This window comes from Colwellia sp. MT41, from assembly GCF_001444365.1.
GTDB classification, from domain to species: domain Bacteria; phylum Pseudomonadota; class Gammaproteobacteria; order Enterobacterales; family Alteromonadaceae; genus Colwellia; species Colwellia marinimaniae.
Window position 1 is genome coordinate 2,579,101 of the sequence record NZ_CP013145.1, and the last position, 24,701, is coordinate 2,603,801.

23 protein-coding genes are annotated in these 24,701 nt (G+C 37.1%); 6 read left to right on the forward strand and 17 right to left on the reverse strand.

Annotated elements, in window-relative coordinates; translation table 11 throughout:
- Positions 1-23 precede the first annotated feature (23 nt).
- The 13 genes from CMT41_RS11000 to CMT41_RS11040 all read right to left on the reverse strand — a co-directional run bounded on the left by CMT41_RS11000 (position 24) and on the right by CMT41_RS11040 (position 10,386).
- Positions 24-689: a TorF family putative porin gene (locus CMT41_RS11000; protein ID WP_082606523.1), complete on the reverse strand. Its 666-nt coding sequence runs from the start codon at positions 687-689 to the stop codon at positions 24-26.
- 1,069 nt (positions 690-1,758) lie between these two features.
- Positions 1,759-3,195, reverse strand: coding sequence for a 30S ribosomal protein S12 methylthiotransferase RimO (gene rimO / locus CMT41_RS11005; protein ID WP_058027285.1), 1,437 nt, complete (start codon positions 3,193-3,195; stop codon positions 1,759-1,761).
- Between the two features lie 258 nt (positions 3,196-3,453).
- Positions 3,454-3,597: a hypothetical protein gene (locus CMT41_RS19155; RefSeq protein ID WP_157466361.1), complete on the reverse strand. Its 144-nt coding sequence runs from the start codon at positions 3,595-3,597 to the stop codon at positions 3,454-3,456.
- A gap of 97 nt (positions 3,598-3,694) precedes the next feature.
- Positions 3,695-4,042: a hypothetical protein gene (locus CMT41_RS19385; RefSeq protein WP_198149740.1), complete on the reverse strand. Its 348-nt coding sequence runs from the start codon at positions 4,040-4,042 to the stop codon at positions 3,695-3,697.
- Between the two features lie 139 nt (positions 4,043-4,181).
- Positions 4,182-4,376 (reverse strand): hypothetical protein, encoded by a 195-nt coding sequence (locus CMT41_RS11015; RefSeq protein WP_058027286.1) that lies wholly within the window; start codon positions 4,374-4,376, stop codon positions 4,182-4,184.
- A 102-nt stretch (positions 4,377-4,478) separates the two neighbouring features.
- Positions 4,479-4,841 carry a hypothetical protein gene (locus CMT41_RS11020; RefSeq protein WP_058027287.1) on the reverse strand — a complete coding sequence of 121 codons (363 nt, stop codon included), beginning with the start codon at positions 4,839-4,841 and terminating at the stop codon, positions 4,479-4,481.
- Between the two features lie 84 nt (positions 4,842-4,925).
- Positions 4,926-5,057, reverse strand: coding sequence for a hypothetical protein (locus CMT41_RS19730; RefSeq protein WP_257721026.1), 132 nt, complete (start codon positions 5,055-5,057; stop codon positions 4,926-4,928).
- Between the two features lie 53 nt (positions 5,058-5,110).
- Entirely contained in the window at positions 5,111-5,293 is a 183-nt protein-coding gene (locus CMT41_RS11025) for a hypothetical protein (protein WP_157466363.1), read from the reverse strand.
- A 27-nt stretch (positions 5,294-5,320) separates the two neighbouring features.
- Positions 5,321-5,476 carry a hypothetical protein gene (locus CMT41_RS19160; protein ID WP_157466365.1) on the reverse strand — a complete coding sequence of 52 codons (156 nt, stop codon included), beginning with the start codon at positions 5,474-5,476 and terminating at the stop codon, positions 5,321-5,323.
- 220 nt (positions 5,477-5,696) lie between these two features.
- Positions 5,697-6,413 (reverse strand): transposase, encoded by a 717-nt coding sequence (locus CMT41_RS11030; protein ID WP_058027289.1) that lies wholly within the window; start codon positions 6,411-6,413, stop codon positions 5,697-5,699.
- A gap of 590 nt (positions 6,414-7,003) precedes the next feature.
- On the reverse strand, positions 7,004-7,168 hold the full coding sequence (locus CMT41_RS19165; RefSeq protein WP_198149741.1) for a hypothetical protein: 165 nt from the start codon (positions 7,166-7,168) through the stop codon (positions 7,004-7,006).
- 277 nt (positions 7,169-7,445) lie between these two features.
- Positions 7,446-8,660 (reverse strand): EAL domain-containing response regulator, encoded by a 1,215-nt coding sequence (locus CMT41_RS11035; protein WP_058027290.1) that lies wholly within the window; start codon positions 8,658-8,660, stop codon positions 7,446-7,448.
- 52 nt (positions 8,661-8,712) lie between these two features.
- Positions 8,713-10,386 carry a response regulator gene (locus tag CMT41_RS11040; RefSeq protein WP_058027291.1) on the reverse strand — a complete coding sequence of 558 codons (1,674 nt, stop codon included), beginning with the start codon at positions 10,384-10,386 and terminating at the stop codon, positions 8,713-8,715.
- A gap of 240 nt (positions 10,387-10,626) precedes the next feature.
- On the opposite strand from CMT41_RS11040, the gene CMT41_RS11045 reads away from it, so the two are divergent.
- The 3 genes from CMT41_RS11045 to CMT41_RS11055 are packed head-to-tail and all read left to right on the forward strand — an operon-like array spanning position 10,627 to position 15,056.
- Complete coding sequence (locus CMT41_RS11045; protein ID WP_058027292.1) at positions 10,627-13,917, forward strand: ATP-binding protein; 3,291 nt, start codon at positions 10,627-10,629, stop codon at positions 13,915-13,917.
- Positions 13,917-14,282 carry a hypothetical protein gene (locus tag CMT41_RS11050; RefSeq protein ID WP_058027293.1) on the forward strand — a complete coding sequence of 122 codons (366 nt, stop codon included), beginning with the start codon at positions 13,917-13,919 and terminating at the stop codon, positions 14,280-14,282. Before CMT41_RS11045 ends, CMT41_RS11050 begins: the two co-directional genes overlap by 1 nt.
- Positions 14,283-15,056, forward strand: a complete 774-nt coding sequence (locus CMT41_RS11055; RefSeq protein ID WP_058027294.1) for an ATP-binding response regulator — start codon at positions 14,283-14,285, stop codon at positions 15,054-15,056.
- Between the two features lie 25 nt (positions 15,057-15,081).
- Here the strand turns inward: CMT41_RS11055 and CMT41_RS11060 are convergent, their stop codons facing one another.
- The 3 genes from CMT41_RS11060 to CMT41_RS11070 form a co-directional block, all read right to left on the reverse strand.
- Positions 15,082-15,801: a Crp/Fnr family transcriptional regulator gene (locus tag CMT41_RS11060; RefSeq protein ID WP_058027295.1), complete on the reverse strand. Its 720-nt coding sequence runs from the start codon at positions 15,799-15,801 to the stop codon at positions 15,082-15,084.
- A 527-nt stretch (positions 15,802-16,328) separates the two neighbouring features.
- On the reverse strand, positions 16,329-18,515 hold the full coding sequence (locus CMT41_RS11065) for an OsmC domain/YcaO domain-containing protein (protein ID WP_058027296.1): 2,187 nt from the start codon (positions 18,513-18,515) through the stop codon (positions 16,329-16,331).
- Positions 18,516-18,794: 279 nt separating this feature from the next.
- A complete protein-coding gene (locus CMT41_RS11070; protein ID WP_058027297.1) occupies positions 18,795-20,399 on the reverse strand; it encodes a SulP family inorganic anion transporter in 1,605 nt (534 codons plus the stop codon).
- Positions 20,400-21,042: 643 nt separating this feature from the next.
- On the opposite strand from CMT41_RS11070, the gene CMT41_RS11075 reads away from it, so the two are divergent.
- Entirely contained in the window at positions 21,043-22,497 is a 1,455-nt protein-coding gene (locus CMT41_RS11075; RefSeq protein ID WP_088568975.1) for an NCS2 family permease, read from the forward strand.
- A 167-nt stretch (positions 22,498-22,664) separates the two neighbouring features.
- Positions 22,665-23,195 (forward strand): hypoxanthine phosphoribosyltransferase, encoded by a 531-nt coding sequence (hpt, locus tag CMT41_RS11080; RefSeq protein WP_057181375.1) that lies wholly within the window; start codon positions 22,665-22,667, stop codon positions 23,193-23,195.
- Positions 23,196-23,288: 93 nt separating this feature from the next.
- Here the strand turns inward: hpt and CMT41_RS11085 are convergent, their stop codons facing one another.
- On the reverse strand, positions 23,289-23,750 hold the full coding sequence (locus CMT41_RS11085; protein ID WP_057181376.1) for a Spy/CpxP family protein refolding chaperone: 462 nt from the start codon (positions 23,748-23,750) through the stop codon (positions 23,289-23,291).
- Between the two features lie 220 nt (positions 23,751-23,970).
- Here CMT41_RS11085 and CMT41_RS11090 point away from each other — a divergent pair, with 220 nt between their 5' ends.
- Positions 23,971-24,699: a response regulator transcription factor gene (locus CMT41_RS11090; protein WP_058027298.1), complete on the forward strand. Its 729-nt coding sequence runs from the start codon at positions 23,971-23,973 to the stop codon at positions 24,697-24,699.
- Positions 24,700-24,701: the final 2 nt, after the last annotated feature.

Here is a 24,701-nt window from a genome sequence, read left to right on the forward strand (position 1 = left end):
TCTTTACCAGCAAGTGCTATTTATTACAAATCAAAACTCTTGCTATAAGACAGAGATACTAGAGTATCTTCAAAGGCATCATTACCTGTGAGTGTACTCACCATTAATGAAAAGCCACTTTTGCTTAAACTGATATTAAAGTCGTTATAATCAGCATCTGCTGGTAGATTATAATAGCCGGCATGAAGGTCTAGAGATATTTCGTATGGTAAAGAAAAACCATAAGCGGCTTCAAAATAATGGCTATCGCCAAATTCACCATCAGTATCATTATCAACTAGGGTCGAAACAGCCAAGGAAAGTGTTTCATAACTTGCACGTAAATATACCTCACTAAAGGCCAAGTTATCTTCGCCTTGATAGCCGTAATAGATATAGCCGATATCCCAGTCGATATTGGCAAAGTTAGTTTGGTAGCCACTATAAAAATCATACTCAAAATTAGTATCATCATTGAAATCTACGGTGGCAGCCCATGTGCCCAGATAAAAACCAGATTCATGGTTATAGTCAGCACCTGCGGAAACGCTGAAATTATCGTCCGATTGAGTGATACCACGCCAAATATAGTTACTTGTTATACCGATATTTGCTGAGAATGCATCGTCAGCAGAGGCTGCAGTGCTAAAAAACATGGATGTTAATAAAGTTGAAGAAAGTAAAGCGGGGAGAATAATCATCTTGTTCATAGAAAAACATATACCTTTTTAAAATTTTTTAAGAGTGAGAGAGTGAATTGTTAAATAGTGGCTCCTTGCAACAAAATTTACAGTATTGAATATATAACGAATTACTCCACTTGCTTATTAGAGCAAATGCCATTGTCAAAATAGTTTTAAGCTGAATGGTCTGAATTATTAGAATCATAAATATCACTTTTAATACAGTTGAGTAGTATAACTTAACCTTGTCATACTCATTTTGACTGTTTTATATACAGTGAGATATACTTTTTATGACTTAAAGTCCTGTAAACACCAAGAATGCTGAATAATATTCATTATCACTTGTTTACTAGTAGTTTGTAATATAAATGTAAATAAACACTGTTGAATATTGTATATAGTTGTTTACACAAGATAACTCGCCTTTGATGGCAAAAAGTTTACCAAATATATATTTTAATTTTTTGGTAGGTAATTCAATATATAGTTTTAACCGTAACATGATGCTTACGCATGACTATTGAATATGGCGACTTTACTCAACGGTGACATCCAAAGGTCCACTTTCAGAATCATTGTTAAGTGTGTTGTTAATTAAAGCTCAACCAGGCTATTAGTCGCTGGTTCAGGCTAGCTATAAATAATACCGGAGCTGAGCATAAAACCACTTGCTCTTGTCGGCTTAATAAACAAAATAGCCTAAAGAGTAAGTCCTGAAAAACAAATGCCTTCATGCTGAATTAAAAGTACAGGCCATAGAGTTATAAATGCTACTGGCACAGATATTCATCTAATTATTAAGTGTAGAGGGGAATAGTTATAAGGTAGTTGAAGGGTAAGGTAGCGTTTGCCTGTGACAACTTCTGATTGACAGCAAGCAGATGTTCACCACGTTAATAAATATATCTGTATATCAGCAAGATGAAAAAACATCAACCATGGCCTATTTGACCTAACCCGTGGTAAGGCTAGGTCAAACTAAATGGTTAAATATGCCTGTGCAAATAACAGATCATACTAATAAAGTTACTCTGTCTTACCGGCTCAAATTAGAAATACTTGAGCCATAATCCTGAAGTCTTTATTAAGCTGACTAATCTTCTACGCGAACGCCCCAAACATCATGGTCATCGGCATGAATAATTTGTACCCAAATCAGATCGCCAGGCTTGGCATCAAAATCATCAGACAAATAAACTTTGCCATCAACTTCTGGCGCATCAGCATAAGAGCGCCCTACCGCACCAAGCTCATTAACTTCATCAATGAGAATTAAATATTCTTGACCTATGCGTGCTTGAAGTTTTGCCGCACTAATTTTAGCTTGCACCGCCATGAATTTTTGTAAGCGCTCTTGCTTAACCGCTTCATCAACATGGTCGGGCAAGTTATTGGCGGTAGCGCCGTCAACATCAGAATAAGCAAAACAACCAACTCTATCTAATTGTGCTTCTTCTAGAAAATCTAATAACTCTTGAAACTCGTCTTCGGTTTCACCCGGAAAACCAACAATAAAGGTTGAACGAATGACTAATTCAGGGCAAATTTCACGCCATTTCTTTATCCGCTCTAGCGTTCTATCTGAACTACCAGGGCGTTTCATCAACTTCAAAATACGTTTACTAGCATGTTGTAATGGTATATCGAGATAAGGAAGGATTTTACCTGCCGCCATTAACGGAATAACTTTATCAACACTAGGATAAGGGTAAACATAATGTAAACGTACCCAAATACCTAATTTCCCTAACTGTTCACACAAAGCTAGCATGCTTGTTTTTACCGGCATACCATCCCAGAAATCAGTTTTATGTTTAACATCTACGCCATAAGCGGAAGTATCTTGCGAGATAACCAATAACTCTTTCACGCCAGCATTTTTTAAACGTTGCGCTTCACCTAAAACATCACCAATGGGACGGGAGTCTAAATCACCACGCATTGACGGGATAATGCAAAAAGTACAACGATGATCACAACCTTCGGATATTTTTAAATAAGCATAATGTTTAGGCGTAAGCTTAACCCCTTGTGGCGGAACCAAGTCAATAAAGGGATTATGCTCAGGTTTGGCGACATGTTCATGCACTTGTTTTAATACTTCATCATAAGCATGGGGGCCAGTGACACCGAGGACATTAGGGTGAAGTTCAATAATTTCATCTTTCTTAACACCTAAACACCCGGTAACCAACACTTTACCATTTGCGGCTAACGCTTCACCTATGGTATCTAAAGACTCTTGTACTGCGCTATCAATAAAGCCACAGGTATTTACAATCACCAGTTCAGCATCTTCGTAACTATTGGTTACATCGTAACCTTCTGTACGAAGTTGAGTAAGAATACGCTCTGAGTCGACCAAGTTTTTTGGACAGCCGAGACTGACGAAGCCTATCTTTGGAGCGCGAACTGGACTTTGTTCACCTTGGTTAGCTTTAGTGGTGAAAATAATTGACTGCTCTGCAATGACCTTTTTAGGTGTTTCTAGGGTGGTGGTTTGTTTCGGGTCAAATTGAGTAACTGTCATAGCGCGCCTTTACTAATGTAAATGATTCAGGTGAATTTTAGTGCGCGGATTATACACGATTATGAAGTGAATGTCTTTAGTGTTTAGACTTGGTGGTTAGAGCATCATAAGTGCTTGTTTAACTGCCTTTAATGTTGGAGTGGTGTTTTTTGTACTAGGGGTTTTAAAAGAGGTTGTGAGGTGTTATTGAAATGCGTTAGTGAATGTTTGCGCTACAAGCAACGCTTGGATTAGTTTAGGCAGCCGAGACTCACAAGCCTATCTTGCAGCGCGATTTGACTCTGGGTTTGCAGTAACAACGGCCTGATGCTGTTCTTCAATCATTTTAGATGGAATGTCTAACGTAGTTGTTTGGCTTGCGGCTGAATTACTGGTGCTTGGGTCGAATTGTTCTACGGTCATAGTGGTTTAACTTATTTCGATGCTGATTTATATGGTGAGCATTATACAGGATTGTTTGGGGGCGTGGAATTGTTTGTTTATTTTTGAGTGGTAAAAGTCACCTTTCTACTAGACCAGTTTTAAGATGCTTATAAATTGTAATGCAATTAGCATCCCTCATTTGAAAAGACCTTTTATCTGCAGGAATATTTTTGTTCCGCTTGATTGCAAATGCTTTTATTAACTCATACCTTTTATCTGCTTTCTGATTTATTTTTTTTACTGCATATGTGAAGTAGCTATATAAGCCATTACGAAACACTGATTCTTTAGAGCAAATAACCTCAATAGTCTTACCCTCAATACTCAATACCACAGATAAATGAGAGTCCTCACCATTCATTCGCCTATCATAGATTGTAACGAAAGCTTCTGAATTTAATAAATATCTGATGCCTTTTTTCATTTTAATACTCGATTAAACTTTTAGTTCACTTTATTAACCACTCTTAAAGTGGCCATGAAAGAGAAATGAATCCTACTTTTTTTGTCCGCTTGAGAAAATTATAGCTTTTTCTCTATGATAAACTGACTCTTCTACAAGCTTACCAACTATCTCTTTCTTCTTGCATATCTTGCTCGATAGACATTTCTTCTCCTTCAAGCTTTGCCATAGAGAAGTTTAATTTATCTACCTCACTAGGTTTTCCAGATGAAATATACTCATAGCGTAATCGAGCACAGAACTCACTATCCGACCACTTTTTTTGCAGTATTATTGTCCGAAATATTTTCAGCATCGCATTTCATGAGATGACAATATTTCCCCCTGAGTTTAAGAACAACGATATCATAGATATCATCATCCACCACTTGAACGTTATAACGAAAATATCGAATTTTTATGCTTTCAACTTGCTGTAATTTATTTCACGTATGAATAAAACCCTCCCCCCTCTTCTAAGAATGAAGTTTTTATAATTGCTTTGAGTTTCACCGAACATTTCAACAACAAGATCAACAAGAACTACAGAAGTAATAGAGTTTATTAAGTCTTTTGGAGTGCATGCACCAACAACACCTAATCTATGTATTGTAGAAGCATCACGATAACCTATAGCCAATTCTTTATCGTTTTGAGCCACCCCTTCAATTTTGTCGTTGATATAATCACAGAAATAAATCCGTATATAATCAAAGAAATCTTTCTTTGAAGTAAACTTACTATTTTTTATTTTCTCGAATACATATTTAATATCATCCATATTACCCCCCTTGCAACCAAAAAATTAATGAAAATATGCATGAGTGATTATGGGTGGCATAATAACTTATTAAACACACCGCTTTTACAGCTCTTCAAAACTTACAATGTTGCCAAAACCGAGTTCTGATTCCGCTTTTTGTCTTGCATCTGTTTCTGTATATGCTGAAACTGTTACTGTATTTCCATATTGGTCTGTTGCTATATAAGTTTTCATGATTTTCCTTTTTCAGTTATAAATAAGATTTATTTTTACTTCAAAATAGTAAGTTACATATAAATACCGTCACCAAGGTAAACATCTTCTTCTGTTGTGTTTCCCTCGCTTCGCTCATTATCTAACCAAGAGTCTAAACTTCCTTGCTCATTAGCAACAGCCTCTTTTAACCACTCAGGGTAATCACACTTTTTCTTATCGTATATTTCACACCATTCTTTTGTTGTTTTATTCACTTGATTCTCCTGCATTATCATAAATAATCAATTGTGTTTTTTTCTTGCTTTGCGCTGAGCCTTAGATTTTTCCTTGCGTTTTTTCTTAGCTTTGTCTGATATAGTTTTACTGATAAGTTCATCTGTTAAATCAAAAGACAATGAACCTTGCCTCATGAATGAAGGTGTAGAACCCGATTTCATTTGATTGCCCCATTTATCCCTTTATACATGCGTATACTGATAAGAACATCAAACCCCACATTTTATGTGGTTCTATTAATTACCAGCACAGTAACACCAATACCGCCAAACATTGCCAAACTCCAGTAACAAGTTGTAATCAATTCGCTTGCTCAAACCATTCATCATACGGTTAAATAAGCTTCATTGTTATTCATTCAAATCAAGGAAATCAAGGGGGTCAGAACCCTTGATTCATTTGTTTATACACTGAAGATCTTCGATCACCGCCATGGCTATCAGAAATAACTTTTCTTCCTAATAAGTTTTCAAGTTCATCAATGAACTTTTTATTACCAAGCGCTTGTGATTTATGTGCCGATATACGCAGCTCAGTAAGAACTTTTAATGGAATAGTATTTTCAAATAGTGATTGGTAATTTTTTTGTCTTTCTAAATTCGTTTTTCCCAACATCATGAAGCATTGGTGGTGTGTTATTAGTTCATCAAAATATCCTAATGCATTAGTACGATAACTCGACCAATCATAGCTTTCTGGTTTTTCAACCATATTAGCCCTCACTGGGTTTAACTCGATGTAACGACTAACAATCAAGAAATAATTTTCACTGTCAATCAGTGACGATTTGAAACGCCCTTCCCACAAGGTGCCGCTTCGCTTATAACTTTTGTTAAAATAACGTACATAACTTCTACCAAGAGACTGCATTAACAGACTTACTGAAAACTTTTCTTCTGGTGAAAGCAATAAATGGACATGGTTATTCATCAGCACATAAGCATGAATTTTGACATTGAATTTTTGACTATATTCTTGCAGTTTGTTCAAGTAATATTGCCTATCCCTGTCTAATAAAAAACAAGCATTTCGATTATTACCACGTTGTATCACATGCTGTGGAATATTTGCTAAATTAAGGCGGGGTAATCTAGGCATAGTGTAAGTCCATTTACGTTATGATAATTTAAACTTAGCGTGTATTTAATTAATTACAATGTACTTGGCTAGTAAGTAAATTAAATCAACTGTTCTGACCCCTTGTTTCTATTGTTTCTAAGTTAACATCCCAATTAATTCGATTAGCTTCCATATGAGAGAAAACATTATTTAGCCATCCATTTCTGCGTGCAGCACTTAAAGCTTTTGGATTAGACGCTCTGAATTTTTTATCGTATTGTATTTTAGAGCTTCCTTTTTTACGGATTCAAAGTCCATTTTTTATGGCGTGGTAGCATATGAGAGCACACATCTTCTAGTAGCTTTTTCTGCACCGCTGGTTTATAAGCCCCTGCATTCGCAGCCTTAAATTACCCCCCTGATTCGTATTTAGCAGCTTCATTGGTAAGCGTACTTTTTGTCCACTTAAGGTCATGTGGAGTTCGCTTTGTGTTACTCATAAGTTCAAAGTTATACCATTAAATTTCTAAGACAATTCTGTACATGTAGTGAGGTATAAGAAAGGGATTATGAAGTGTTTTTGAAATGCGTTAGTTAGTGAATGTTTGCGCTACAAAGCAACGCTTGAATTAGTTTAGGCAACCGAGACTGACGAAGCCTATCTTTGCAGCGCGAGTTGGACTTTGTTCGCCTTGCTTAGCGCTGGTGGTGAAAATAACTGACTGCTCTTCAATGACCTTTTTAGGTGTTTCTAGGGTGGTGGTTTGTTTCGGGTCAAATTGAGTAACTGTCATAGCGCGGATTATACACGATTATGATGATATAACTTGGCACTGGCTGGTTAGAGCGTCATAAGTGCTTGTTTAACTGCCTTAATTGCAAAGTTAATTATTACTAAGACAGTTGTTTAATTCAGGGAATAGTCAGAAATGTTAGCTGGGGATGAATAATTAGTTTTATTCATCTTTTAACTAAGAACTGTTTTTTGAAGCGGTGTATGTTTACAGTTCTAATTAAATGGGACGTTAACCTATGCCAGTTCAGCCACAACCAATGACTGCCAATGTTAACTTATGAAAATTGTTGTTCTTTTTCATCAACAGTTTTTTTATTATGGTGTTGACACCAAGTTAAAAATTCATTTTCTGCTAAAGCCGGAGCATACAGCCAACCTTGAAAAACATCACAGCCTAGGGCTTTTATTGCATTTGCTTCAGCTTGAGTTTCAACACCTTCAGCAACAGTTTTTAATTTCAAGTCTCGAGCTAGTTGCAGCGAGGCTTTAACAGCCGCATAGCTTTTGCTGTCTGTCAGCATTTTTTGCACAAATGACTGGTCAATTTTCAACTCAGTAAAAGGACTAGAAATAAGCTGTGATAAGGATGAATATCCAGTACCAAAATCATCAATTGAAAGCTTAATGCCATGAAGACGTAATCTACACATAACTTCAAGTTCTTTGGCCATGTTTGGACGTATATCACTTTCAGTTATTTCAAGTGTTAAAAATTTCGCCGGTAACTGGTGTTGCTGTAAGAGTTCAAGAACACGCTCTAAAAAATTTGATTCGACGAGATCTACCGGAGAAATATTCACAGAAATATTAAAGTTAAGCCCTTGTTGATGCCAACGAGAGCAGGCAGCAATTGAAGACTCTAATACTTGTAAGGTCAATAAATGGGACAAGCCTAGTTTATCAATTTGTGCTAAAAAGAAATAAGGTGTTAATACACCTCTGGTTGGATGATGCCAACGAATAAGCGCTTCAGCACCGGAAACAATGTCCGTTGCCACGTCAATATGTGGCTGAAAAAACACCACGAACTGTTCTTGGTCAAATCCGGTAATAATTTCATCATCTAGGTGTTGATATTGACAGTGCTCTGATGGTTTTTTTACCCATTTTTTTTCTATTAGCTCTGATAAAAGCTGCTCTAGCTGCTTTTTACTAATGGGCTTATTTAGGCTTGAAATATCAGGCATACCACAAGCCAATGCCATTTCTTTTACCGATGAAATCACATCTTTTGATACGGAACTGGTCAGTACTACCTTAGAATCCAAATTACGCTGGGCGATAATTCTCAAAAACTCAACACCGTCCATGCCGGGCATATTTAAATCGCATAAAATAAGCTCAGGTTCAGCTATTTTATCTAGTTTACTCAGAGCTTCTTGACCATTAGCGGCGGTCGTGATTTTGGCAGATGTTAATGTTGACAAAATTTTTGAAATTAGTTTCTGTTGAAAGAAATCATCTTCAACAATAAGTATATTATTCAGCATGTAATTTCTTCCCTGTATGCTTTAAATGAATTGTTTATAATAACAATTATCGCTAAATCACCTGATCTAATTTGTAAGAAACTTCTTTTACTTGTAATTGCTTGGTAAGTAATTTGCTAGCAACTCGATAATCATCAGTTAACACCTCGGGCGTGTTTTTCAATACCTCATGGCAACGGATCACCACCTTAGTAACCGAGTTTTTACTCCAGCCCATAGGCCATGCTTTAGACAAGCAAATAATAGCCAACTTGGCTGTGCCGATATCAGAGCTATCAAGCTCTAAAGCGGGAATAATTAACTTAACCGCTTTTTCAAACTCTCTGATTTTCAGGTATGAAAAGCAACGTTTCTTTGCTCTGCTCACATCGCTCCTTATCTGCTCTAACTTGCTTTGCCAGTGGTTTAAATAGAGCGTTAATGTTTGTTGTTTATAGGGTTCACCTTGCGCTAAACAAGCATTCACTCTACTGATAGTTGCTTGGTATTTATCTATTTCATGCAATATAGCATGGACTTTAGCCAGTTCTATTAATTCATATACTGACGAAATATGCTCATCGTCTTGCCATTGTAAGTATTCATTCAGCAATGCTTTGCATTTGCTAATATTACCTTTTATACCATGCGCTCTTGCTTTAAGTAGTAGTTCGAACGGCTTGTAGTCTTTTCGGGAATAATAACTGCGCCAATGTTTATAACGTTCAACGAAACGTGCAAATAAAGCACTTTTGCCATCATCATGAGTAAATTGGATGACATTTAAATTTAATTGGGCAACCATTTGATGTAACAGCAAGGTCTCTCGGTAAGAGTAACGAGATTGACTTAATGCCATATCTAAGATGGCATAAGCAGACTTAACATCAAACATTGCCATCGCGATATGTGAAGAAAATATATAGTTTTCTATATTTTTGGGAGAAATTTTCACACTTTCCGTCATTTTCTCGAGCGCTAAGGATAACTCCTGCTGTGCTAAGTAACACTGGGCAGAAAGCAACAATACTTCAGTGCAATGTATAGGATCATTTTCAAAGGGGGATAATGTTGCCAAACATGATTTATATTGTGTTTGTTTAAATTCTAAACGTGCAAATTCAATTTGTACCTCAGCACGCACTGGTTTTCCTTGAATATTAATTAAAATGTTTTTTGCTTCATCACATTTATTTAATTGTATTAACGCCTTAGCTTTTAAAAATTGAGCACCATATGAAAGCTGAGTGGCATTAATAATACCTTCCTCAGCTTTAGCTATGGTGTCGGTAAAATCTCCCTTGGCAAAAGTTATTAGCATATTTGCTAATAGCCGTTTTTTTCGAGAAAACTTAGGCAAACGCTCTTTAAATGTCACATAATTGAGTGGTTTAACCAGATATCCGTCTGACCTTAACTCAGAAAACCCACGTACGACACTTGCTGATGAGTCACCGGTAATAATGATAATTACGCAGTCTGCTGATAACATCTGGCAGTTGACCATTTCATCCAAAAGCTGGTGACCATTTTTTTTATCGCCTAAGTTGTAATCACACAAAACTAACTGCACGGGTTTATGTTTTACGATATCTAGCGCAGTAACCGCATCTTTCGCTAATAAAATTTTCTCTGCTCTAAAGCCTAGCTTTAATAGCATCCCTCTGGTGGCAGTACGGTATATTATACAATCATCAATAATTAAAATAGGCCTTGAGCGCTCAAACATCCTAGCAACGTTATTCATACTATTTACCTTCCACCATAAAGAACACTTTCTATAAATATGTTATAAATAAGTAGAGTGTCATATATTTAATAGAATATATTTTAACCAGTTACTATAAAGACGTCTGTTCTTTAAAGAACAGAATTGGCTGTTTTTTAACCTTAAAATAATCCTAATATAAAAGTGGGTGAAAAACAAATGAATTTTATAAAGTGTACAAAAAATGACAAATTAACAATCAAAACAATAGCTAGCTTTATGTTTAGTTTGGTGATCGTACTGAGCTTTTCAACTCAAATTATCGCGAACGAAATAAAAGCAGATATAGAGCCAGCTATTACGCATCAGTTAGAGCCATTAAATATTGCTCTGCCAAAAAGCTTATCAACACAAAATAAACGCACTTACAATGTGTTGGTTAATTTTTGGCAACAATGGGCTCTGCAACTCAACATCCAGCCACACTTCATTGAACTTAACTATAAAAAAGCACTGTTAGCATTAGCAAATGGCGATATAGATGTCATTGCTATCGGTCAGTATGAAGAACAATATAAAAATAAATTCTACTTTTCTTTACCCGTAATTAAAGAGCAAGGGGTGCTCTATCAGCTTAAGAGCAATCAAAATAAAGTAAAAGCAACACAAACCACCTCATTAGCAATACATAGTCCTTTTTATAAAAAAGATATTTTTACTGAACAAAAAGCGATGCAAGTAACTTTTAGTACTGAGCTTAGCAACATTCTTGCTCAACAAACAAGCTATGATTATATCTATTCTACTCACCCTAATAACTTCGAAAAAACCAAAAGATATCAAGACTACCAACGGGTTAAAAAACATTTTAATCCTCTTTTGATTCGAGCCGTGTTTGCTAAGAATAAACGCCAACAAGCCCTCGCTTTTAATGAAGGCATCAGGAAATTTGATAATTACTCTGCCGAGGTAAGATTATCGTTCCATAGAGAAGGGGAAGAAGCCACTTTTGAAATGCTATTAGGTCACTATTTATCTCAGATATCGATTGAACAACAAGAATTCCTTATTGATAACCCGGTAGTTACTTACGGTATTGTTGGCAAGGGTTACCCACCGTATCAAATTTTTGCAGATGGTGTATTAACTGGATTAATAGGAGATAAACAAGCATTGATCAGTAAACGAATTGGCATCACTTTTGAGCCAGTATTTTTTACTTCATTTGACCTAGTCCTTGCCGCACTTAAAGAACAACAAATTGATTTTATACCTATTATTTCTAAAACTGAGCAACGTAGCAAAGATTACGCCTTTACCTCGACCATTGGCGCATCACAGCTAGCGATAATAAGCAGGCATGCTGACAAAATAAATTCATTGAACGCACTCGCTAATAAAAGAATAGCGGTAATAAAAGGCTTCTTACATTCAAAAATAATTAAAAACAAAGTACCTGGCGCCCAATTAATTTATGTTGATAAACCAGAAGATGCGTTACAAGCAATCAATAATAATCAAGTGGATGCCTATATTGGAGACCTATCTAACACTATATATTTAGCTAACAACCTAAAACTACATGCTTTATATTTTCACATGAGTAAAGACTTCAATACGGTTTCATTCATTAGCATGGCAACCACACAATCAAATGTCATTTTAAGGGATATTTTGGATCTAGGTTTGAGTTTAATCAATGATGAAGAAGCTAGAGAAATCAAGAATAAATGGCTAAAAAAAACGCTAGTGATACAGACTGATGATCATCGTTATCAAGCGTTGATTGATAGGGGAATAAATATTGTAGTAATAGTTATTATTACTATTGTACTTTATATGTTCTATCGCTACCGACAGCAGTTAATTGCGGTGAAATACCGGCAACAAATCGAGCTAGCATTAGAAGAAGCAAAAAAGGCGCGAGATGAAGCTGAACAATCAGCAAGAGCTAAAACAGATTTTTTAGCGCGCATGAGCCATGAAATCCGCACCCCGATGAATGGCGTACTTGGTATGGCTGAAGCAATGAGTTTTACGCAATTAAAGCCGGACCAAAAAGAGTTACTTGATACGCTAAATAGTTCTGCGAAAAGTCTAATGACTTTACTCAACGACATCCTTGATTTTTCAAAAATGGATGCCGGTAAACTTACCTTAGAGTCGACGCCAACAAATCTAGAAGAGCTAGCAAATGCAGCAATGAATAATTTCCGCTATAAAGCTGAATCTCGTGGCTTACAGCTTATCATTAACGTTGACGAAACAATTAAATACAATTACTTAAGTGACCCTACTCGGCTGTTGCAAGTGCTGAATAATTTAATTTCCAATTCAATCAAATTTACTGAGCATGGTTTCATCCAACTCACGATTAAACTAGCAGCTCAAACGGTGCCAAAAAACGATAAATGGCACGATATCCTTTTTGAAATAAAAGACAGCGGCATTGGTATTGCCCAAGAAAAAACTGGCACTTTATTTACCCCTTTTGTTCAAGCTGAACAAGATACTACCCGCAAGTTCGGTGGCACTGGCCTAGGTTTGAGTATTTGTAAAGAGATAATTGACGCAATGGCAGGCACCATTTCTGTCTCGTCAATTATCAATGTGGGTAGTTTATTTACCATAAAGGTGCCGTTAGCTCCTTGTAAAGAACAGCCAAAAACGGCACTTAATATGTTCAAACCGACATCATTAAGTGAAATACAAAATGATACCTTACCGCCATTAAAGATATTGTTAGCGGAAGACAACCCTGTTAACCGTAAAGTTATCTCAGGCCAGTTAAAGCAGTTAGGTCTACCGTGTGATATTGCCGAAAACGGCTTAATTGCTTACCAAATGTATCAACAGGCTGACTACGATATTATTTTATCTGACTGTCACATGCCTGAAATGGATGGCTTTACCTTAGCCAATAAGATATCAACAGAGCGTAAAAGCATTAAACCATGGTTAATTGCCATTACCGCGGATGCCCTAGAGGGAGCAATACAAAGCTGTCTGGATGCAGGTTTTGATGATTATTTAGCTAAACCTTGCCCGATAAGTAGTTTAAAAGAAAAACTTGAAATAGCTGCCGCGGCATTGTTGATTACGCAACCAAAAGGCTTTAAGGAAGAGTCCACGCTTCAACAAGCCGATTTAACGAGTCCTGCAGTAAGACAAAAAGGTAACTCAATAAACAAAAACACGGGTATAGAGACCACACCACACCTTAACCGTGAGATTACGTTAGAGCTTACCGGTGAAGATATTGAATTAACCCTAGAAATTCTAGAGGCATATTTAACTAACAACGATGATTTTAATGACTTAATTAACGCACATCAGCAATCTCAATTATCCAAGGTTAAAGATATTGCTCATAAAATAAAAAGTGCCATTAGATACCTTGGCGCAGAGGATTTAGCCAATATCGCTGAAACAATTGAAGAACATTCACCGAATGAAAAGTCCAACCAGTTAAATGAACTTATTGCCACGTTAGGAAAAGGATTAGAACGCTTAACGGAAGAAGTAAATCATTGGTGCAATGAAATAAGAAACAAAGAAGAAATAAAGTAATGGCTTCAATACTTAAACCTAAAGTAGCATTGATGATGGCGATACCACTGGTGCTAATTATTGCGCTGCAATTTTATTTTCAAGCTAAAATGGAGCTTCAAGCAAAACTATCGACCGGGCGAAACATACACTCTTTGTTGAAAACAACAGAGCAAGCACTTATTGCCTGGAGGAAAAGGGTAAAAACTGATGTATTTCTAGCATCAGACGATGCCAGTGTTCGTCAGTATACCCTAGAATTAATTAAAGCCGATAAAAATGAAGAGCGACAACAATTATTAACTGCGCAAAACAAGATGAAAGAAATATTTTCTAATGCAATAAAGCATAGAGAATACATCGGCTTTTCTATTATTTCACCGTAAATGAAAATATTATCATCAAGCTTTAACAAGCAAACCCATTGGACCATTGACCTAGAAAAGAAAGTAAAACTGCTTGCTATGACCTTTAAAGGTCAGCCGAAGTTTTACTTTCCGGACTATAAATATAACGGTATTAGCAAAGAGAAAAAACAAGGGTTATTCCAACCTTTCATTCAAGCAGAAAACAACAGTACAAGATCATACGATGGTTCAGGGTTAGGGTTGAGTATTTGTTACGAATTAGTAACTTTGATGTCAGGGAAAATATCAGTGCAGTCAGAATTAGGTCTAGGTTCAACATTTGTTTTGACGTTAAGTTTGCCCATAACAAAGCCGACAAGTGCTGTTTTTTCTGAGCCCTTAAAAAGTACCGAACTAAAAGAAAATAAATTGACTTCACTTAATGGTTTAGCCTTAAAAGTATTAGTAGCAGAAGATCACCCGGTAAACCAAAAAGTTATTGTTGGACAATTAAAACAGCTAGGTATTACCGCTGATGTCGCCTGTGACGGACTGATTGCTTATGAAAAATGTCAGCAAAAGCACTACGATATTGTCCTTTCAGATTGTCATATGCCTAACATGGATGGTTTTGAATTTGTTAAAAAAATAATGAGTAGTAACATGAAAAAAAAGCCTTTAATTATTGCAATTACCGCTGATTCAGTAAGTGGCATAAAAGAAAAGTGTCTAGCCGTAGGTTTTGTAAATTATTTAAGAAAGCCATTCAACATGAATCAATTAGAGCAGAAAATATTGGAAACCGTTGCATAAAATTGATACTAAAAAATCAGCATGATTAATATTCACTAATGAATTGTCGAGGATCCCGTAAACTAACATTGAGATTGTTTAAGCGAGCAGCTAGTTTTGGCAAGTTAATTATGCGTAAGCTGCCACGCGCTATTTCAATTTCTTCGGCAATTTCCAACTCTTTTAGTACTTCATTAACTCTATGCCTAGAAAGGCCAGACAATAAAGCTAGTTGTTGTTGAGAAATTTTGATGGGGGGTATTACATCACCTTTTTTAGGGTGTAGCACCAGCAGTTCCAGTAGAGAATAAACAATACGCATTTCTTTATCGTGTATCACTGTAGCTGCTGCTTGCGTCCATTTTTTGAGTAATGCCTGAGCGATATAAAATAAAAACTTGAACACTTCACTGTCTTGTGCAGCCAGGTTTAATAATAATTTGTTAGGAAATGCCATTAACACTACGGGAACGATTTCCTCTGTGGTATAAATCGGACGATCTGACTCATCCATGCTACCAACACCAATCCAGTCTTGAGGCCCTATAACACCCCCTACGGTGGTCGAAGTATTTGGTGTAGACGTACAAAGTACCGCAACGCCCTCAAAAAGGTAACAAATATCGCTACAAAATGGATGTTTAGGTGAGCCACCTAAAGAGGTAACTCCATGTTTAATACTTGCGATAGAAAGTAAACTTTTTTTCAATGATAAACTTAACTCACACGGCCAAACGATGTCATCGATAATAGTTTTATTTGACACTGATAAACTCCATTTCTTATTAAGTTTTTACGCTCATGGGTAAAAAACATCAATACATTAATATCTAACATAGCAGTTGTTCATCAGTGTTGCTTAAATATTATCTATATACATAACGCTATATTTTAAAAGGATTTTGCATATCCCCTGTTAATATCAACCTTGGTTCCTTAGGCTGCAATAAACAGTTAATTTTGTTGGTGTTCATAACTATCATAGGATCAAGTCTATTCTGACCTTGACCGCCTATTCGTCTGAGTTAAGTAAACCTAAAGTTTGGCCTTTTTTACCGCGTTATTGCCACAATTTATTCAGGCGAACCAAGCGCTGTGGCTAAACAGTAAAAACATGCCATAAGTCCGTCGTAAATGAGCGAGCTTATTCAATAAAGCTCAGTAACACTGATGATATTCGCTCACACGGCATAAACACTTGATAAAGAGGACATTAGATAGAAAAAGCCAATATTCACGATTAATATTGGCTTTTTGATTTATTCACCGTGCTGACAGCACCAGCTAATTAGGCTATTTCTCTGCAGCAAGCTTACGCGCTTGATGCAATTTCTTGTAGCTCTCAATCAAACGTTGATGCTTATCTAAACCTTCAAGCTTCATACTAGTAGGTGTTAAGCCAAAGAATCTGACTTCACCAAAAACAGAGCCAACAACATTGGCCATATTCTCTTCACCAAACATTCTATTGAAGTTACCGATAAAGTCTTCCAGTTCCATTTCTTCATCAATAGTAACTTCAAGGACAGCATGAATTGCTTGATAAAATAAACCACGTTCTACCGTATTATCATTGTATTGTAAAAACTCGGCGACTAACTCAATAGCATCTTCAAGTGCGCCAAGTGCTAGGCAGATTAGAATTTTCAATTCAAGAATAGTTAACTGGCCCCAAACGGTATTTTCATCAAACTCAATACCAATTAAGGTTTTGATATCAATGTAATTATCTTGTTGGCTTTCTTCTAAACGGTCAAACAAACTGGTTAATTGCTCTTCACTTAAACTATGCAGATTTAAAATATCTTCACGATAAGCAAGTGACTTATTAGTATTATCCCAAATCAAGTCTTCTACCGGATAAATTTCCGAATAATCTGGTACTAGAATACGACAAGCAGTAGCACCAAGTTGATTAAACTCCGCAATATACACTTCTTTACCTAGGCCTTTTAAAATGTCCATTAAGCCGGCATTTTCTTCTTCATTGCTGCCAGAGAAATCCCATTCGACAAAATCATAATCATGCTTATTAGAAAAGAAACGCCATGAGATAACACCGGTTGAGTCAATAAAGTGATCAACAAAGTTTTCCGGCTCAGTCACCGCCATGCTATTAAAAGTAGGTTTAGGTACGTCATTTAAACCTTCAAAGCTACGACCTTGCAATAATTCAGTTAAGCTACGCTCTAATGCCACTTCAAAACTTGGATGGGCGCCAAATGAGGCAAAGACTCCCCCGGTTTTTGGATTCATCAAGGTGACGCACATCACTGGGAATTTACCGCCTAATGAAGCATCTTTTACTACCACAGGAAAGCCCTGTGCTTCTAAGCCTTCAATGCCCGCTAATATGGCTGGGTATTTAGCAATAACTTCTTTAGGTACATCAGGAAGAACGATTTCTTCGGCGATGATTTGCTTTTTAATCGCGCGTTCAAATATTTCTGACAAACATTGTACTTTCGCTTCAGCTAAGTTGTTACCGGCGCTCATGCCATTACTTAAAAATAAATTTTCAATTAAGTTTGAAGGGAAGTAAACCGTGGCACCATCAGACTGACGCACATATGGAATTGAACAAATGCCACGTTCCGCCATACCCGAGTTAGTATCTATCAAATTTGAACCGCGCAACTCATCTTCAGGGTTGTATATAGCTAAACAATAGTCATCTAAAATATCCTTGGGTAGCGCATCATCATTGCCCGGCTTAAACCATTTTTCATTGGGATAATGAACAAAGTCACTGTTAGCAATGTCTTGACCGAAAAATTGATCGTTATAAAAGAAGTTACAGTTAAGGCGTTCAATGAACTCACCTAAGGCTGAAGCAAGTGCACTTTCTTTGGTTGCGCCTTTACCATTAGTAAAACACAGTGGCGATGCCGCATCACGAATATGTAATGACCAAACATTAGGCACAATATTACGCCACGAAGATATTTCGATTTTCATGCCAAGGTCAGCCAAAAGGCCTGACATATTGGCAATGGTTTCTTCTAGTGGTAAATCTTTACCTAAAATAAAGGTGCTAACACCATCTTCAGGTCGTTGCATCAACATAGCTTGAGCATCTTCTTCAAGGCTAGTAACGGCCTCAACTTTAAATTCTGGCCCATTCTGCACGACTTTTTTCACGGTACAGCGGTCAATTGACCTTAAAATACCTTTTTTGTCTTTTTCAGAAATACTGTCAGGCAACTCCACCTGAATTTTAAAGATTTGGTTATATCTGTCTTCTGGGTCAATAATATTATTTTGTGATAAACGAATATTATCCGTTGGGATATCACGAGCATTACAATAGACCTTAACAAAGTACGCTGCACAAAGCGCCGAAGATGCTAGGAAGTAATCAAAAGGACCTGGCGCTGAACCGTCACCTTTATAGCGAATAGGCTGATCGGCGATGACAGAAAATTCGTCAAACTTGGCTTCAAGCCTGAGGTTGTCGAGAAAGTTAACTTTGATTTCCATTGATATATTTCCGAAGTTGTATGCCGCCAATCGATAGACTGGTGTTAATGGCGCTAATTATCGGATTTTTTGCGCCATTAGTCTTGGATTAATTAAGCAATAATGAAATAAAATGAATAAAGCGCTATTTTTTGGTGATATGTAAGTCAGTCCGTAACTTTAGCGGAAGATACCTAAGGATAAATAATAAAAAACTGGTTAGTAAACCGAGTTTTTTATCCAGATAAAATATTACTATGACTAGCAGTAAGCCAAGCACTTAATATTAAATATTCTACTTTAGACTCTTTGTTTAAGGTAAGTCAGTGCATCTAACCTTGTAGAAAAGATATGCTCAGCAGGAATTTTATCAAGTAATTTTAATTTATTAAAATCTTCTCGTACACGGTCACAGACACTCGATAGTAAAATATCGCGCCCTTGATTTCGATAACTGACAATAATTTCTTCGATAGCAATGGTACTGGTAATACCAACAAAGCGGGCATCGGTTAAATCAATCAATAACGTTTTATTTTGATCCGTCTCTGAAACACTTTGTTTTAATCCGCGCGCAACACCGAAACCGATGGGCCCTGAGATATTAAGTAATAACACGCTATCGTCCATCGCTTCTAATAACTCTCTCTCTGGCTTTGATAGATGCTCGGCCTCTTTGGCTGTGCATAGCTTTATATTATCGAGTTGGATGTCTGACAAACGGCGAATGGTCACTAGGTTTGCTATAAAAACACCCACTAATACCGCGGTAACTAAATCAAAGGCGACCGACATTATCATAGTAGAGATCATCAAGCCGACACTAAACAAAGGCACTTGATGAAGGCGTTTAAGGAAGTTCCAATCAATAATGCTGATGCCAACATGGGTCAAAATTGCCGCTAACACAGCCACAGGAATATAGGCGGTGTATTCCCCTGCCCATAAGACAATAGCTAAAATAAACAGTGCATGAAGAATGCCCGATAAAGGCGTAGTACCTCCAGCCCTTAAATTGGTTACTGTGCGCATAGTCGCGCCACCACCCGGTAATGCACCAAAAAGGCCGGCGACAATATTACCAATACCCTGACCGACAAGCTCTTGGTCAGAGTCATGTAATTCGTTGGTGATACTATCCACCGTTAATGAAGTCATTAACGAGTCTAAAGTACTTAAGGTGGCAATTAATAACGCCGATTTAATCATTTCACTGGCTAAAGAACTTTCCCATACCGGCATATTAAAAGCAGGTAATTCACTGGCAATAGCGCCAACAACCGGCATTTCCGCGCCAGAAAAAACATAAAAACAGGTTGCGCCAGCAACCGCGATAATACTTGCGGGTACTACCCGACTATATTTTTGCGGCCAAATGAAGAGTATTGCTAAACAAGCTAAACCCAATAAAGTATTCGTGCTAGTTAAAGTGCTTAATGACAGCTCTAATTCAGGTAATGAGTGACCAAATAAGGGCTCAATTTGCGAGAGAATAATGAGTATGCCAATACCCGAGGTAAAACCTGAAATAACCGGATATGAGACTAAAATGAAGTACTTACCTAGCTTAAAAAAGCCAAATAACATTTGAAATAAACCCGCCAGACTGACCACAGTAAATGCTGCGGCAATACCATTGTCCGGAGATTGCGCGACAAAGCTGGTTAATATAGCAACCATAGCAACCGTTAAACCGGTATTAGGGCCAGATATTTGTTGATTTGTGCCACCAAATAAAGAAGCAAATAATCCGGTTATAATCGCACAATAAATACCGGCACTAGCACCCGCGCCTGAGGTAACGCCGAAAGCTAAAGCAAAAGGTAGAGCAACGATGGTTGATGTTAACGCACCAAAAATATCACCTTTAATGGTTTTTCGGTTAAAATGTGCTAGAGAAAGCATGGCTACCTAATTTAATTGATTGTTAGTGGCATTTACTTACCTTAAAAGTATTCTCGCAGATAGATATCGCGTACTTTTCTCGCGTAATGCCATGAAAACACTATGACTAAACGATTTACAACGTTATTGCTATAAGTCGAATCAGACCCTAATTCAAATTGTACACTAAAAAAGCATTCTTGACACTATTGACAAGTTTTCTATTTTAAGGATAGGATGAAGTGTTAATGATCAGATAAAAACCAAAGACAATAACTACTTTAACAAGAACCAAATTCTGGGAGCCATGTTGAAACCTTTGAATTTATGGAATTAAGTTCAACTCGATTTTACCAAGTGAAATTGTACATCTAACTTTTCACCGTACTTTCTAGTTAACTTTAATTTTATCGGCTATAGCGAATACCCTATAGTTTTGATGAGTTTCACCATGTGGAATTAACAAACTGTTATACTTATTAACTTTAAATTTTATTTGTGCACTAATGAGTCAGCTAAACGGAAATTGGGTCCAACACAGCCTCTTTCTAACATTAGCAATCGTTGTTCTACCTGCTGTATCGGTAGCACTGCGACAAGCAGGTCACACTTAAAAAACACCAATAAACGACCTTTAATATCAACCAATGAGAGAACTGTAGTTATGGAACAGGTTAGTAAATCTTACGAAAACGAAGAAGACAAAGAAGATAAAACTAATGACGTCGGTCTGTTAGAACGTCTTTTTAAACTATCAGAGCATAATACATCGGTAAAAACTGAGCTTATGGCCGGTCTTACCACCTTCGTGACCATGTCATATATTATGTTTTTAAACCCGGTTATTATGTCAAATACTGGCATGCCATTTGATGGTTTGTTCTTAGCAACCTGTTTAGGTGCTGCTATTGCCACTATCATAATGGGTTTGTACGCAAACTGGCCTGTTGGTCTTGCGCCAGGAATGGGCTTAAATGCTTTCTTCACTTTCTCCGTCGTCGGTGGCATGGGTTATAGTTGGCAAATTGCCTTAGGTGCGGTATTCCTGTCAGGGGTCCTTTTTGTTTTTATGAGTGTTACCCGACTTAGGGAATGGATGCTTGATAGTATTCCCATGAGCTTACGGCTTGCCATGACCGCAGGTGTTGGGCTTTTCTTAGGCTTCATCGGCCTACGCTTCACCGGCATTATTGTTGCTAGTCCTGATAACATAGTTGCCCTTGGCGACATGACTCACTTTGGCTTTGGTCAATTTGGGCCAGAAGCACCAGCACTAGGTTTCTTAAGTTTCTTACTTATTTCTGTGCTTAGCTATCGTAAAGTTTTTGGTGCGGTAATCATTGGTATTGCGTCAGTAACCTTACTTGCATTTGTTATGACTTGGGTATTACCTGTTGATTTCTTTGTTGTTGCCGAGGCTGCTAAATCTTTTGCTCCTCAATCTGGTTTTGTTGCTTATAATGGCATACTAGCTGTTCCTGAGTTTTCGGCTCTTGAACCCATTTTATGGAAAGCCGATATTGCTGGCGCTTTTCAAGTAGCGTTAATTCCTGTCATTGTAACTTTCTTATTTGTTAACATTTTTGATACCGCGGGTACCTTAATGGGTGTTGCTGAGCGCGCTGGTTTGCAAGACAAAAATGGTAAGATTAAAGGCTTAAGCAAGTCTTTAAAAGCTGACTCTATTGCTTCTGTTATTGGTACAGGTTTTGGTTGTCCTCCGGTAACTTCTTATGTTGAGTCTGCCGCTGGTGTAGCTGCTGGTGGTCGTACTGGTCTAACCGCAGTAACCATAGGTTTATTATTTGCTGTTGGGATGTTCTTCTTACCCCTGGCAAAAATGCTACCTGCCTTTGCCGTAGATGGCGCTCTTATCTATGTAGCTATGTTAATGATGAGCTCACTTAAAGGTTTAGATTGGGATGACTTGACGGAATACGCTCCAGCTGTCTGTACTACAATTATGATGGCGTTTACCTTCTCTATTGCGAACGGTATTGCTTTTGGTTTTATCACTTACACTGTCTTAAAAGTGGGTACAGGTAAATCTAACCAAGTATCTAAAGGTGTTTGGGCGTTAACTGTTTTATTTATTGCTAAATTTATATTTTTAAACTAAAAACAGCATTTGCTTAACGTTAATAAAAAGCCTTTGCTCGCAAAGGCTTTTTTGCATGAATAATAGCGACAAAAGCTAACACCTACACCTATTATTGACATAGGTTATACCCGACCAGGCAGCTAATCGCTGCCTTTAATAATTAACTCAATAAGAAATAAATAACAATGAAACATACCATTGAGGTAATGATCTCAGCAGAGCAAATTAAAACGCGCGTCGCCCAATTAGGGCAACAAATCAGTGAACATTATCAAGATAGTGATAACTTAGTTATGGTTGGTTTACTGCGGGGCTCATTTGTTTTTATGGCTGATTTAACCAGAGCCATTTCTGTTCATCATAGTGTTGATTTTATGACCGCATCGAGCTATGGCAATAACACGGAAAGCTCTCGTGATGTTCATATACTAAAAGACCTTGATGATAATATTGAAGGCAAAGATGTGTTGCTGGTAGAAGATATTATTGATACCGGCAATACCTTAAGTAAAGTGCTGGAAATATTAAAGTTACGTGGCCCTAATTCTATTCAAATATGTACTTTATTGGATAAACCGACTCGCCGTGAAAAACATGTCGATGTTAAGTGGGTAGGTTTTGAAATTGCCGATGAATTTGTCGTTGGTGTCGGTATTGATTATGCACAAAAATATCGCCACCTGCCCTATATAGGTAAAATTATTCCTACTGAATAAAAACGCTAATCGCTGCCTTCGTACATAAAAAATCCGACACTAGGTCGGATTTTTTATGTTGAAACTCAATACATTTAATATAATGCCAAACAATTATCGATGTGAACGTTTATGTTTCATCGAATAAAACTTTTCAACTTGCTCCTCAGTCAATACACTTTTCATGGCAAATTTACTTTTTGCTTTTACTAACGCCATCGCCGCAAAGACATCTTGGTTACTCGCCTGCAATTGGCTAAAAGCTTGCTCATCAAAACTTTCCGCCGACATTAAGGTTTTAACTTGCTCTCGAAAGGCATTCATTGCTGGTTTTAATGCTAGCATTTGCAGCTTTTCTTCCTTTTTAAGTGCTTTTATATCGGCTTGCTGGCTTGCAGACAAACCCAGTTTTAGGGTCAGTTTAGCGAATTTTTTTTCACTCATTTGCTGGTAGCTTTTATCGCTAGCTTTATCATGAGCATGATTACCCTCATAACCGGCAAGGCTAACAGGCGATAACAGCAAAGCTGAGCAAAGCGAGATGGCAATAGTAATATTTTTAAGTTGAGTTTTCATTTGATATTTCCTTGTTAGGTATTTTCAACTCTCTTGTTAACGAGTTAAATTATCTTTAATTAGCTTAAGCTTTAGTATAACGAGGCTTTTTGCAAAACAGTGCAAAGCAGTGTAAAGCTATGTAAAGTTATCTTCTGCTGAGCGAAGATCACGTAAACTAATGAAATAATGAACTTCCTAGCCAGAAGCTGCTGTCACTAACATAAAAAGAGCCCTTGAAATGAGCAAAAGTACCTCACAAGTTAAACACATTTTATTGATAGATGATGATAAAGAGTTTGCCGAGTTACTTACCGAATATCTTGCCTGTGAAAACATCAAGGTAACGGCTTGTTTAGATGGTGCCAGTGGTTTAGCAAAAGCATTTGATGACTGCTTTGATTTGATTTTACTTGATGTCATGATGCCTGTACTCAATGGCTTTGAAGTGCTAAAAGCATTAGGTGGCAATCATAAAATCCCTATTTTAATGCTAACCGCTAGAGGCGATGATAATGATAAAATTTTAGGACTAGAGTTAGGTGCCGATGATTACCTAGCAAAACCGTTCAAACATAGAGAGTTATTAGCACGTATAAATGCCATTTTTAGACGTATCGCCATTGTAAAAAAACAAAATACTACAGCGATAAATGAACCGACCGAGCAACTTATCATTAATCAGGTCAGGATAAACCAAGCTACTCGTGAAATTTTTTGTCGAAATAAATTACTTGAACTAACGGGCACTGAATATTTAGTACTGGTTTATATGCTTAAACATCACGGTAAAATTCTCAGTAAAGCAGAAATATCCGAGCAAGTGTTACAACGTAAACTAAGCCCGTATGATAGAACTGTCGATGTGCATGTCGGCAATGTCCGTAGAAAGCTACTCGCTATTGACCCAATAGATAAGATAAAAACAGTGCGCGGAGCGGGTTATGTGTTTTTACAAGGAGAACAGTAACT